Origin of the sequence: Streptomyces sp. NPDC005820 (genome assembly GCF_040630255.1) — a bacterium.
Classification (GTDB): domain Bacteria; phylum Actinomycetota; class Actinomycetes; order Streptomycetales; family Streptomycetaceae; genus Streptomyces.
This window is the reverse complement of record NZ_JBEXXE010000002.1, coordinates 1-11,988: the sequence shown is the minus strand read 5'-3', so window position 1 is coordinate 11,988 and position 11,988 is coordinate 1. Positions and strand designations below refer to the sequence as shown.

Sequence of the window (11,988 nt, the reverse complement as noted above, 5' to 3'; positions counted from 1 at the left end):
GAGACGGCCGGTCAGTCCTCGTCGCCGTAGCGCGGATCCACCGTCTCCGGGGTCAGCCCCAGCAGCTCCGCCACCTGTTCCACGACCACCTCGTGCACCAGCGCGGCCCGTTCGTCGCGTCCCTTGGTGCGGATCTCGACCGGGCGCCGGTAGACCACCACCCGCGCCCGCCGTCCGTCCCGCGCGGGAACCGTCCCGCCGAGGGGCACCGCCTCGTCGTTCCACGGTTCGCCGGCCGCGGCCGGGCGCGGCACCTCGAGCACCATGAAGTCGATCTCGGCGAGCTGCGGCCAGCGCCGCTCCAGCCGTTCCACGGAGTCCTGCACCAGGTCGGCGAACGCGTCGGCGCGGCTCGCGGCCAACGGCACCTGAGGGGGCGCGATCGGTCCCCGCATGCCCCGGCCGTGACGATCGCGGCGGCGGGGCCCGGGGCCTGCGGCACGGGGCGGTACGGGGCTGTCCATCACTACTGAAGGGTAGACCCCGCCGCGACCGGCCGCCCGGCCCCACGCGGCATCCCGGACACCTCCGGCCCGGCCCGTACCCCATGTCGCAGGATGACCATTCCAGCCAAGGTTGGGCTCGATTCCGTATCTCTCCGAGACCGGTGAACTCATGGCAATTGATCCTGTTTGCACCAACCGGTGACTGCGAGGCTTCGTCTTCTTCTCGCTAATGACTGGTGTTCGCGCAGGTCAGCGGGGTATGACTGGAGAGGCCCGTGGGGCGTTTCACAACACGACACGGTGGAGTGACCTGGTGGAGAGTCGTCGCGGCCCGCTCAAGAGTGCGGTACCGTCCAACGTCGTGAGCCCTGTACGTCGCTGTTCGCGAACTGCCTGCGGCCGACCCGCCGTCGCGACGCTGACGTACGTCTACGCCGACTCGACCGCGGTCCTCGGCCCGCTCGCCACCTACGCCGAACCCCACTGCTACGACCTGTGCGCCGAGCACTCCGAGCGCCTCACCGCCCCGCGCGGCTGGGAGGTCGTCCGGCTGCTGGACGGCTCGGCTCCCGCGCGGCCCAGTGGTGACGATCTGGAAGCGCTTGCCAACGCCGTCCGCGAGGCGGCCCGCCCGCAGGAACGCGCGGCGCAGGCCGGTGGCGGCGGACGGGGCGCGGACCCCATGGAAGTCGCCCGCCGCGGCCACCTGCGTGTCCTGCGCTCGCCCGACAACTGATCCCGTACGGCGAGAAACCGCTTCCAGCGACGGGAACCTGACCGACCCCAGCCGCCCCCTGTCACCGGCGTGATCCGACGCACGCGTGTCCCGGGTTGGTGCGCAAGGTTACTTCTGCGGGTCCACCGCGCGGGCGCACAGCGGTCGCTGAACCCTTCCGGGTAGTTTGTGGCGACTGAACAGGACTTCCAGGAAGGGTGGCCCGTGGCTGCTGATCTGTCGCAGATCGTGAAGGCGTACGACGTCCGCGGGGTGGTCCCGGACCAGTGGGACGAGTCCCTCGCCCAACTCCTCGGAGCGGCCTTCGCCCGGGTGACCGGCGCCGATGCCATCGTCGTCGGCCACGACATGCGCCCCTCCTCACCCGGCCTCAGCGGCGCCTTCGCGCGCGGGGCGGCGGCCCTCGGCGTCGACGTCACCGAGATCGGCCTGTGCTCCACGGACCAGCTCTACTACGCCTCCGGCGCCCTGAACCTGCCCGGCGCCATGTTCACCGCCTCGCACAACCCCGCCCAGTACAACGGCATCAAGCTCTGCCGCGCCGGCGCCGCCCCCGTCGGCCAGGACACCGGCCTCGCGGACATCCGCGCCCTGGTGGAGCGCTGGTCGGACACCGGCGCGCCCGAGCCCGCCGCCGTGCCGGGAACCCTCACCCGGACCGACACGTTGAAGGACTACGCGGCGCACCTGCGCTCACTCGTCGACGTGACCTCCATCCGCCCCCTGAAGGTCGTGGTCGACGCGGGCAACGGCATGGGCGGCCACACCGTCCCCACCGTGTTCGACGGCCTGCCCCTGACCGTCGTCCCCCTGTACTTCGAACTCGACGGCACCTTCCCGAACCACGAGGCCAACCCCCTCGACCCGGCGAACCTCGTGGACCTGCAGCAGCGCGTCCGCGAGGAGTCCGCCGACCTCGGCCTCGCCTTCGACGGCGACGCCGACCGCTGCTTCGTCGTCGACGAGCACGGCGACCCGGTCTCCCCGTCCGCGATCACGGCCCTGGTCGCCACCCGCGAACTCGCCCGCCACGGCGGCCGGGGCACGGTCATCCACAACCTGATCACCTCCCGCACCGTCCCCGAGGTGGTCGAGGAGAGCGGCGGCAGCCCCGTCCGCACCCGCGTCGGCCACTCCTTCATCAAGGCGGAGATGGCCCGCCACGGCGCGATCTTCGGCGGCGAACACTCCGCCCACTACTACTTCAAGGACTTCTGGAACGCCGACACCGGCATGCTGGCCGCCCTCCACGTCCTCGCGGCCCTCGGCGGCCAGCAGGCCCCGCTGTCCTCCCTCGTGGCCGCGTACGACCGCTACACCGGCTCCGGCGAGATCAACTCCACGGTCGCCGACCAGGCGGACCGCATCGCCGCGATCAAGGCCGCCTACGCCGACGTCCCCGACGTCACCCTCGACGAACTCGACGGCCTCACCGTCTCCACCCCCGACTGGTGGTTCAACGTCCGCCCCTCCAACACCGAACCCCTCCTCCGCCTCAACGCCGAGGCCCGCGACGAACCCACCATGACCAAGATCAGGGACGAGGCCCTGGCGATCATCCGCGCCTGAGCACACCCCGCGGGGCTCACGGGGCTCGCGCGCCGAGCGATGCTCGGGCCCCGCCCGGGGACGTCGTCCCGGTACGGGCGGCGTGGGGGCGGCGACGGCGGGCGACACCACCCACCACCCCACCCCCACCGGCGGTACGCTGACCAGGCACATCCAGCCACCCCCGCACGCACCTGAAGGGACACCTCATGCCGCTCGAAGCCGGCCTCCTGGAGATCCTCGCCTGCCCGGCCTGCCACGCCCCCCTCAAGGAGCAGGACGCGGAGCTGATCTGCACCGGCCAGGACTGCGGTCTGGCGTACCCCGTCCGCGACGGCATCCCCGTCCTCCTCGTCGACGAGGCCCGCCGCCCCGCGTAACCCAGCCCGCCGCGCCCCGCGCACCCACCCCGCGCGACCGCAGCCCACCCCGCCGACCGCGACCGGGGCCCGCCGACACCGTCGTACCGCTCGAATCGGACCCCCGACGGGAACCGGCACTCCCGGCCGAACCGGCACTCCCGGCCGAACCGGCACCCGGCCGAACCGGCGCCCCGCCGCAACCGGCCCCGCCGGCAACCGCCACCACCGCCACCCCACCACGGCACGACCCCCGACGACCCCCCGGCGATCGGAGACCCCCGCCATGCTCGACGACTCACTGCTCGACACGCCGGAGGCCCTCGCCGAGGCCGACCGCCGAGCCCTCCTGCGCGGCGCGGCCGAAGCCGGCGCCCGCGTCCGCACCGCCGCCCGCCACGCCGCCGAAGCCGGGGTGAACGACCTCAAGCCCGACGGCCGCCCCCGCGCCATCCTCATCGCGGGCCCCGGCGCCGCCGCCACCTGTGTCGCCGACCTCCTCGACACCCTCGCCGGCGCCGCCTGCCCCGTCATCCGCCTCGCCCCCACCGGCGTCGCCCCCGCCGCGGGCGCCCTGCGCTGGGAACTCCCCGGCTGGGCCGGCTCCGTCGACCTCCTCCTCATCGCCACCCCCGACGGCACCGAACCCGGCCTCGCCCTCCTCGCCGAGCAGGCCTACCGCCGAGGCTGCACCGTCGTCGCCGTGGCCCCCGCCCGCACCCCCCTCACCGACGCCGCCGACGCCGCGCACGGCCTCTTCGTACCGATGGCGACCGCCCCGTACGAACACGACGAACAGCCCCCCGTCGCCGCCTCCGCCCCCGGCGTCCTGTGGGCCCTGTTCACCCCCCTCCTCGTGCTCCTCGACCGCATCGCACTCCTCTCCGCCCCGGCCGACGCCCTCGAAAAGGTCGCCGACCGCCTCGACCAGGTCGCCGAACGCTGCGGCCCCGCCATCGCCACCTACAGCAACCCGGCGAAGACCCTGGCCGCCGAACTCGCCGACGCCCTCCCGGTCATCTGGACCGAGGGCGCCTCCGCGGGCCCCGCCGGCCGGCGCTTCGCCGCCGCCCTCGCCGAACTCGCCGGCCGTCCCGCCCTCGTCGCCGAACTCCCCGAGGCACTCGCCGAACACAGCGCCCTCCTCGCCGGACCCCTCGCCGCCAGCGCCGACCCCGACGACTTCTTCCGCGACCGCGTCGAGGAAGCCCCGGCCCTGCACGCGCGCGTGGTCCTCCTGCGCGACCGCCCCCTCGGCGGCCTCACCGCCGCCCCCGCCGCCCGCGACCTGGCCCTCAGCCACGACACACCGATCAGCGAGCTCGAACCCGACGACGGCGACGAACTCGTCACCCTCGCCGAACTGATCGCCACCACGGATTTCGCCGCCGTCTACCTGGCGCTCGCCTCACAAGCTTGATCTGAAGCCACGCGCGCGTGCAGCGCGGGCCCCACCCCAGCACGACCAGACAAGCAGCGCCGGACAGACAGGCAGAGAACCCGATGGACCGCCTCGACAACACCATCCGCCCCTACGCCTGGGGTTCCCCCACCGCGATCCCGCACCTGCTCGGCACCGAGCCGACCGGCGAACCCCAGGCGGAAATGTGGATGGGCGCCCACCCCGGCGCCCCCTCCCGCACGGAACGCGGCACCCTCGTCGAGGTCATCGACACCGACCCCGGACGCGAACTCGGCGACCGCGCGGTGGCCAAGTTCGGCCCCCGGCTGCCCTTCCTCCTCAAACTCCTCGCCGCCGGCGCCCCCCTCTCCCTCCAGGTCCACCCCGACCTCGCCCAGGCCAAGGAGGGCTACGACGACGAGGAGCGCCGCGGCATCCCCGTGGACGCCCCCCACCGCAACTACAAGGACGCCAACCACAAGCCCGAACTGATCTGCGCCCTCACCGAGTTCGACGGCCTGTGCGGCTTCCGCCACCCCCTCCAGGCCGCCGCCCTCCTCGACGGCCTCGGCGTCGACTCCCTCAAGCCGTACGTCGACCTCCTGCACGCCCACCCCGAAGAGGCCGCCCTGCGCGAGGTCCTCACCGCCGTCCTCACCGCCGACCCCGACGACATGACCCACACCGTCACCGCCGCCGCAGCCGCCTGCGACCGCCTCGGCGGCGACTACACCCCCTACGCCGGCATCACCCACCACTACCCCGGCGACCCCGGCGTCATCGCCGCCATGCTCCTCAACCACGTCCGGCTCCAGCCCGGCGAGGCCCTCTTCCTCGGCGCCGGCATCCCGCACGCCTACCTCAGCGGCCTCGGCGTCGAGATCATGGCCAACTCCGACAACGTCCTGCGCTGCGGCCTCACCCCCAAGCACGTCGACGTCCCCGAACTCCTGCGCATCGTCCGCTTCGAACCCGGCGACCCCGGCGTCCTGCGCCCCGAGGCGTCCCCCGACGGCGAAGAGGTCTACGAGACCCCCATCGACGAGTTCCGCCTCTCCCGCTACGTCCTCCCCGAGGGCTCCGAACCCCACGACCTCACCCGCGAGACCCCGCAGATCCTCCTCTGCACCGCCGGAACGGTACGAGCCGGAGAACACGAACTCGCCCCCGGCCAGTCGGTCTTCGTCCCCGCCGGCGAGAAGGCCGAGGCGTCCGGAGCCGGAACCCTCTTCCGCGCCACGGTGATTGTCTGACCGGGTCTGTGGACACCTGACGAACCGCCGCCCGACAGGGCTGCAACAATGGCCCACCGGCAAAGGCCGGGCAAAGACACCCCGGACGGCGAACAGGACGTACGAGACACGTACGTGAGGCGAAGGGACAACGCGAACACATGAGCGCGTCAGGCGGCACCAGGGCGATCGTGGCGGCACTCGGCGCCAACCTCGCCATCGCGGCATCCAAATTCGTGGCGTTCGCCTTCAGCGGCTCCTCGTCGATGCTCGCCGAAGGCGTCCACTCGCTCGCCGACTCCGGCAACCAGGCCCTCCTCCTCGTCGGCGGCAAGAAGGCCCAGCGCGAAGCCACCCCCCAGCACCCCTTCGGCTACGGCCGCGAGCGCTACATCTACGCCTTCCTCGTCTCCATCGTCCTCTTCTCCGTCGGCGGCATGTTCGCCATCTACGAGGGCTACGAGAAGATCAAGCACCCCCACGAGGTCGAGCACTGGTACTGGCCCGTCGGCGTCCTCGTCTTCGCGATCATCGCCGAGGGCTTCTCCTTCCGCACCGCCATCAAGGAGTCCAACGAACTCCGCGGCTCCCTCTCCTGGTCCCAGTTCGTCCGCCGCGCCAAGGCCCCCGAACTCCCCGTCGTCCTCCTCGAGGACTTCGGCGCCCTCATCGGCCTGATCCTCGCCCTCGGCGGCGTCGGCCTCGCCCTCCTCACCGGCGACGGCATCTGGGACGGCATCGGCACCGTCTGCATCGGCGTCCTCCTCGTCCTCATCGCCCTCGTCCTCGCCGCCGAGACCAAATCCCTCCTCCTCGGCGAAGCCGCCGGCCTCGAAGACGTCCAGAAGATCGAGACCGCCCTCGTCGACGGCCGCACCGTCACCCGCGTCATCCACATGCGCACCCTCCACCTCGGCCCCGAGGAACTCCTCGTCGCCGCCAAGATCGCCGTACGGCACGACGACACCGCCGCCGAGGTCGCCACCGCCATCGACGCCGCCGAGGCCCGCATCCGCGAAGCCGTCCCCATCGCCCGCGTCATCTACCTCGAACCCGACATCTTCAGCGAGACCGAAGCCGCCAAGGGCCCCGACCCCGAGGCCACCCCCGGCGGCCCCGACCGGCACCCCGCCGACCACTGACCACCCCCGACACCTCCCCGACAGGGCCCGCCGCACCACCGGCGGGCCCTGCGGCCTTCCCCCCTCGCCACCCCCGAACGGCGCGATCTGTTCGCAGACGGACTGGGGCCGCCCGCCACCTCCGGTGTAGCTTGGACGGGAGCCAGACGTCGCTGCTGATGGCGGTCGGGCGGTCCCACAGCGGACCGTCCGAGGGAGAGAGGGCCTCCGACGGACTGCGCTGCGCGCACGCGGGCATGCCTGTGTCCCCCTGAGGGCACCCCTGTGTCCGCCGCCGCGCAGACCAGCCCTACCCACCTCGAACCAACCACCGAGGAGCAGCTCACCATGACGACTGTCGACCACCGACAGGACTTCAAGGTCGCCGACCTCTCCCTGGCCACCTTCGGCCGCAAGGAGATCACCCTCGCCGAGCACGAGATGCCCGGCCTCATGGCGATCCGCAAGGAGTACGCCGAGGCCCAGCCCCTCGCCGGCGCCCGCGTCACCGGCTCCCTGCACATGACCGTGCAGACCGCCGTCCTCATCGAGACCCTGGTCGCCCTCGGCGCCCAGGTCCGCTGGGCCTCCTGCAACATCTTCTCCACCCAGGACCACGCCGCCGCCGCCATCGCAGTCGGCCCCGAGGGCACCGTGGACAACCCCCAGGGCGTCCCCGTCTTCGCCTGGAAGGGCGAGACCCTGGAGGAGTACTGGTGGTGCACCGAGCAGGCCCTCACCTGGCCGGACAGCCCCACCGGCGGCCCCAACATGATCCTCGACGACGGCGGTGACGCCACCCTCCTCGTCCACAAGGGCGTCGAGTACGAGAAGGACGGCAAGGTCCCCTCCGTCGACACCGCCGAGAACGAGGAACACCGCGTCATCCTCGAGCTCCTCAACCGCACCATCACCGACGGCTCCCAGAAGTGGACCCAGCTCGCCTCGGAGATCCGCGGCGTCACCGAGGAGACCACCACCGGCGTCCACCGCCTGTACGAGATGCAGCGCGACGGCGACCTCCTCTTCCCGGCGATCAACGTCAACGACGCCGTCACCAAGTCGAAGTTCGACAACAAGTACGGCTGCCGCCACTCCCTCATCGACGGCATCAACCGCGCCACCGACGTCCTCATCGGCGGCAAGACCGCCGTCGTCTGCGGCTACGGCGACGTCGGCAAGGGCTGCGCCGAGTCGCTGCGCGGCCAGGGCGCCCGCGTCATCGTCACCGAGATCGACCCCATCTGCGCCCTCCAGGCCGCGATGGACGGCTACCAGGTCACGACCCTCGACGAGGTCGTCGACAAGGCCGACATCTTCGTCACCACGACCGGCAACAAGGACATCATCATGGCCTCCGACATGGCCAAGATGAAGCACCAGGCCATCGTCGGAAACATCGGCCACTTCGACAACGAGATCGACATGGCCGGCCTCGCCAAGATCCCCGGCGTCGTCAAGGACGAGGTCAAGCCGCAGGTCCACACCTGGACCTTCCCCGACGGCAAGGTGATCATCATCCTGTCCGAGGGCCGCCTGCTGAACCTGGGCAACGCCACCGGCCACCCCTCGTTCGTGATGTCCAACTCCTTCGCGGACCAGACCCTGGCCCAGATCGAGCTGTTCACCAAGCCCGACGAGTACCCGATCGGCGTCTACACGCTGCCCAAGCACCTCGACGAGAAGGTCGCCCGCCTCCACCTCGACTCCCTCGGCGTCAAGCTGACGACCCTCCGCCCGGAGCAGGCCGCCTACATCGGCGTCCAGGTCGACGGCCCGTACAAGTCGGACCACTACCGCTACTGAGCCGGCCGCGGGCCCCGAGCCCGCAGCCGCACCAGCAAGCAGCAGGACCGCACCTCAGAGACAGGCCCCCGCACCCCCGTGCCGGGGGCCTGCCCCTTCGGCCCCTCGGCCGGACCGCCGCGGCGCCCCGACCAGCCCGTCACACCCCAGGACCCCCATGCCCCGCGGCCGCTATTCGCTCCACGATCCGCACGATCACACCCCCCTCGCACACGAACACTTCCAGTGCGCCCCCGGCCCCTCCGGCTGGCGCTACGTCTCCCAGCTGACCACCCCCACCGGCGAACACACCGGCTCCGTCGACCTCACCCTCGACGACCTCGGCCGCCCCCTCCGCCTCGAACTCCACGCGAGCAGCTGGCAGGTCCGCGGCGCCGCCCTGGACGGCGTCACCTGGGTCCGCACCGACCCCACCGGCACCCACGCCACCGAAGGCAACACACCCGCCCACGCCTTCACCGGCACCTCACCCGCATTCCTCGTCGCCACCACCCGCCTCCTGCGCCTCACCCCCTCCACCGCGGCCACCCGCGTACGCCTCGTCGCCTTCACCGACCCGGTCCTCGCCCCCCGCACCGTCGACCAGTCCTGGGCCCTCGTGAACAGAGAAACACACGCCACTGACAACGCCCTCCTGACCGTGGACGAATACCAGGTCACAGCCCTGGACACGGGCGAACAGCACAACGTGCACATCGCCGGCGACGTCGTCCTCGCGGCCCCCGGCATCGAACTCGAGGACCTCGAATCACCCCCGTCGACGTTCACCTGAACCCGACACCCAGGCCCTACGCCGGCGGCACGAACCCGGTGCTCTGCCCCGCACCCCCACCACGCTCCACTCCCTCCACCCCCACGGACGGCCCACCCGCCCCCGCCCCATCACCGGGCACGGCGGGACCGGACGGCGGCGCAGGGCTGAAGCCACCACCCACACCCGCCCCACCCACCACAGGACCACCCACGACCGACCCACCCACGACCGACCCACCCCCGAACATCCGCCGCGCCTCCCGAACCTGCCGCTCCTGCACCACCGCCGCCAGATAAGCGGCCGGCGGCACGCCCGGCGGCACCGGCACCCCGGTCCGCTCCGCGAGCTCACCCGCCAGCCGCCCCGCCATCGCCCAGCCCACCTGCGGATCCAGCTGACTCATCCGCCCCAGGTACTGGCGGATCGCCAACCACAACCCGTCCGGCACCGCCGAAAGATCGAGCTCCTGGAACCGCCCGGCCAGCCACGGCGGAGGAGGCGGCACGAAACCACCCCGCGCCACCGGCACCCGCTCCCGCACGACGAGGGTCCCGGCGAACACATCACCGAGCCGCCGCCCCCGCGCCGACACCAGCGACGCGACACACGCCACCACCCCGAACGTCAGCAAGATCTCCACCAGCCCGAGCGCGCCCCGCACCAGCGCATGCCGGAACCGGATCGGCCCACCGTCGTCCCGCACCACCCGCAACCCGCACGCCGTCTTCCCCAACGACCGCCCATGACTGAGCGTCTCCACCGCGATCGGCCCACCCACCAGAACCAGCAGGAACGTGGCGATCGACACCGCCGTCCGCGCCGCGTCGTCCAACGAGGCCGTCGACAGCACCAGAACGACACTCACGACCACATAGACGACCAGGACCACGACCAGGTCCAGCAACAGGGCCAGCGCCCTGCTGGGCAGTCGGGCGGGCTGCAGCTGCAACGCCACCGCCTCACCCGTCACCAGCTCACTCACGCCCGCTGCCCCTTCCCGACCTGCTCCTGGAACCAGCCAGTCTGCCAAGCTGAGCGCACATCGCGTCGCAGTACGACAACCTGACACACACCACCGGCAGCCGACGCACAGCCGAGGAGCAGGCACACCGATGGACCTCGACGTCTTCGTCTCCGCCCACCGAGCCGAATGGGACCGCCTGGACGCCCTCCTACGGCGACGCCGCCGCCTCACCGGCCCCGAGACGGACGAACTCGTCACCCTCTACCAACGCACCGCCACCCACCTCTCCCTCATCCAGTCCATAGCCCCCGACCCCCAGCTGACCGGTCGGCTCACCCAACTCGTGGCACGCGCGCGTAGCGCCGTCGTCGGAACCCGCCGGGCCTCGTGGCGCGATGTCACCCGCTTCCTCACCGAGGGCTTCCCCGCCGCCGTCTACCGCGCGCGCCACTGGTGGATCCCCACCGCACTCCTCTCTACGGCCGTCGCAGCCGCCCTGGGCTGGTGGATCGGCACCCACCCGGAAGTACAGGCCTCCATAGCGGCCCCCGACGAACTGCGCGAGCTCACCCGGCCCGGCGGCCAGTACGAGACCTACTACTCCAGCCACCCGGCCGCCTCGTTCGCCGCCCAGGTGTGGACGAACAACGCCCAGGCCGCCGCGATGTGCCTGGTCCTGGGTGTCTTCCTGGGTCTTCCGGTGCTGTGGATCCTCTTCCAGAACATGCTCAACCTCGGCGTCGGCGCCGGCCTCATGTCCTCGGCGGGCCGGCTCGACACGTTCCTCGGCCTGGTGCTCCCGCACGGCCTGCTCGAACTGACAGCGGTCTTCGTCGCCGCCGGCACCGGCCTCCGTCTCGGCTGGACCGTCATCGACCCCGGCCCGCGCTCCCGGCGCACGGCCCTCGCCGAGGAGGGCAGAGCCGCGATCGCCATGGCGATCGGCCTCGCCCTGGTCCTCTTCGTCTCGGGTGCCATCGAAGGCTTCGTCACCCCTTCGGGCCTGCCCACCTGGGCCCGCATCACCATCGGCGTCTCCGCCGAACTGGCCTTCCTCGCGTACGTCCAGGTCCTAGGCGGCAGAGCGGCACGAGCCGGTGACACGGGCGACGTCGAGGCAGCCGAGCGCAGCGCGACCGTGCCGACAGCCGCCTGATGTGCGAACCGCCCCGCTGAACTGCTAGTGTCCTCCTCGTTCCCGCAAAGGCCGTTGACACGGAGTGCGCGGGGAGGTAGATTCGAACAGTTGCCTGGAACTGGATGCGATCCGGTCGGCAGCAGTGAAAATCTATCGGCAGCTTGGAATATTAATTCCGCAGCAGCCCCCCGATGAATCGGAAAACCACCGCCGGTCAGACCGGCCCGGAACTTCTGATAAAGTCGGAACCGCCGGAAAGGAAACCGCGAAACAAAAGCGGGAACCTGGAAAGCACCGAGGAAATCGGATCGAGAAAAGGTCTGATAGAGTCGGAAACGCAAGACCGAAGGGAAGCCCGGAGGAAAACCTGAGAGAGTCTCTCAGGCAAGTACAAAGGAAGCTTTCGTTCCTTGAGAACTCAACAGCGTGCCAAAAATCAACGCCAGATTAGTTGATACCCCGTCCCCGGCAGTGATAGCCGA

The 11,988-nt window shown here is 71.4% G+C and carries 11 protein-coding genes; 9 read left to right on the top strand and 2 right to left on the bottom strand.

The window, feature by feature from the left end:
- Nucleotides 1-11: 11 nt before the first annotated feature.
- A complete protein-coding gene (locus ABZ464_RS02200) occupies nt 12-464 on the bottom strand; it encodes a metallopeptidase family protein (protein ID WP_359269652.1) in 453 nt (150 codons plus the stop codon).
- Between the two features lie 295 nt (nt 465-759).
- On the opposite strand from ABZ464_RS02200, the gene ABZ464_RS02195 reads away from it, so the two are divergent.
- From ABZ464_RS02195 to ABZ464_RS02160, 8 genes are all read left to right on the top strand, one after another.
- On the top strand, nt 760-1,182 hold the full coding sequence (locus ABZ464_RS02195; protein WP_059196228.1) for a DUF3499 domain-containing protein: 423 nt from the start codon (nt 760-762) through the stop codon (nt 1,180-1,182).
- A 204-nt stretch (nt 1,183-1,386) separates the two neighbouring features.
- Entirely contained in the window at nt 1,387-2,751 is a 1,365-nt protein-coding gene (locus ABZ464_RS02190; protein WP_359269650.1) for a phosphomannomutase/phosphoglucomutase, read from the top strand.
- A gap of 188 nt (nt 2,752-2,939) precedes the next feature.
- On the top strand, nt 2,940-3,110 hold the full coding sequence (locus tag ABZ464_RS02185) for a Trm112 family protein (RefSeq protein ID WP_020940431.1): 171 nt from the start codon (nt 2,940-2,942) through the stop codon (nt 3,108-3,110).
- 265 nt (nt 3,111-3,375) lie between these two features.
- Nucleotides 3,376-4,509: an SIS domain-containing protein gene (locus ABZ464_RS02180; RefSeq protein WP_359269647.1), complete on the top strand. Its 1,134-nt coding sequence runs from the start codon at nt 3,376-3,378 to the stop codon at nt 4,507-4,509.
- An 83-nt stretch (nt 4,510-4,592) separates the two neighbouring features.
- Nucleotides 4,593-5,744, top strand: coding sequence for a mannose-6-phosphate isomerase, class I (gene manA / locus ABZ464_RS02175; RefSeq protein ID WP_359269644.1), 1,152 nt, complete (start codon nt 4,593-4,595; stop codon nt 5,742-5,744).
- A gap of 140 nt (nt 5,745-5,884) precedes the next feature.
- Complete coding sequence (locus ABZ464_RS02170; protein ID WP_359269641.1) at nt 5,885-6,865, top strand: cation diffusion facilitator family transporter; 981 nt, start codon at nt 5,885-5,887, stop codon at nt 6,863-6,865.
- A gap of 327 nt (nt 6,866-7,192) precedes the next feature.
- The gene (gene ahcY, locus ABZ464_RS02165; RefSeq protein WP_359269638.1) at nt 7,193-8,650 is read left to right on the top strand and encodes an adenosylhomocysteinase; all 1,458 of its coding nucleotides are present in this window, start codon (nt 7,193-7,195) and stop codon (nt 8,648-8,650) included.
- Between the two features lie 157 nt (nt 8,651-8,807).
- A complete protein-coding gene (locus ABZ464_RS02160) occupies nt 8,808-9,422 on the top strand; it encodes a hypothetical protein (protein WP_359269636.1) in 615 nt (204 codons plus the stop codon).
- A 16-nt stretch (nt 9,423-9,438) separates the two neighbouring features.
- Here the strand turns inward: ABZ464_RS02160 and ABZ464_RS02155 are convergent, their stop codons facing one another.
- A complete protein-coding gene (locus tag ABZ464_RS02155; protein WP_359269633.1) occupies nt 9,439-10,386 on the bottom strand; it encodes an RDD family protein in 948 nt (315 codons plus the stop codon).
- Between the two features lie 130 nt (nt 10,387-10,516).
- On the opposite strand from ABZ464_RS02155, the gene ABZ464_RS02150 reads away from it, so the two are divergent.
- The gene (locus tag ABZ464_RS02150) at nt 10,517-11,524 is read left to right on the top strand and encodes a stage II sporulation protein M (protein WP_359269631.1); all 1,008 of its coding nucleotides are present in this window, start codon (nt 10,517-10,519) and stop codon (nt 11,522-11,524) included.
- Nucleotides 11,525-11,988: the final 464 nt, after the last annotated feature.

Bases quoted from the DNA above. Each gene is read 5' to 3' on its own strand.
- ABZ464_RS02200 (WP_359269652.1), bottom strand. From the start codon at position 464: ATGGACAGCCCCGTACCGCCCCGTGCCGCAGGCCCCGGGCCCCGCCGC.
- ABZ464_RS02185 (WP_020940431.1), top strand. From the start codon at position 2,940: ATGCCGCTCGAAGCCGGCCTCCTGGAGATCCTCGCCTGCCCGGCCTGC.
- ABZ464_RS02180 (WP_359269647.1), top strand. From the start codon at position 3,376: ATGCTCGACGACTCACTGCTCGACACGCCGGAGGCCCTCGCCGAGGCC.
- manA (WP_359269644.1), top strand. From the start codon at position 4,593: ATGGACCGCCTCGACAACACCATCCGCCCCTACGCCTGGGGTTCCCCC.
- ABZ464_RS02170 (WP_359269641.1), top strand. From the start codon at position 5,885: ATGAGCGCGTCAGGCGGCACCAGGGCGATCGTGGCGGCACTCGGCGCC.
- ahcY (WP_359269638.1), top strand. From the start codon at position 7,193: ATGACGACTGTCGACCACCGACAGGACTTCAAGGTCGCCGACCTCTCC.
- ABZ464_RS02160 (WP_359269636.1), top strand. From the start codon at position 8,808: ATGCCCCGCGGCCGCTATTCGCTCCACGATCCGCACGATCACACCCCC.
- ABZ464_RS02150 (WP_359269631.1), top strand. From the start codon at position 10,517: ATGGACCTCGACGTCTTCGTCTCCGCCCACCGAGCCGAATGGGACCGC.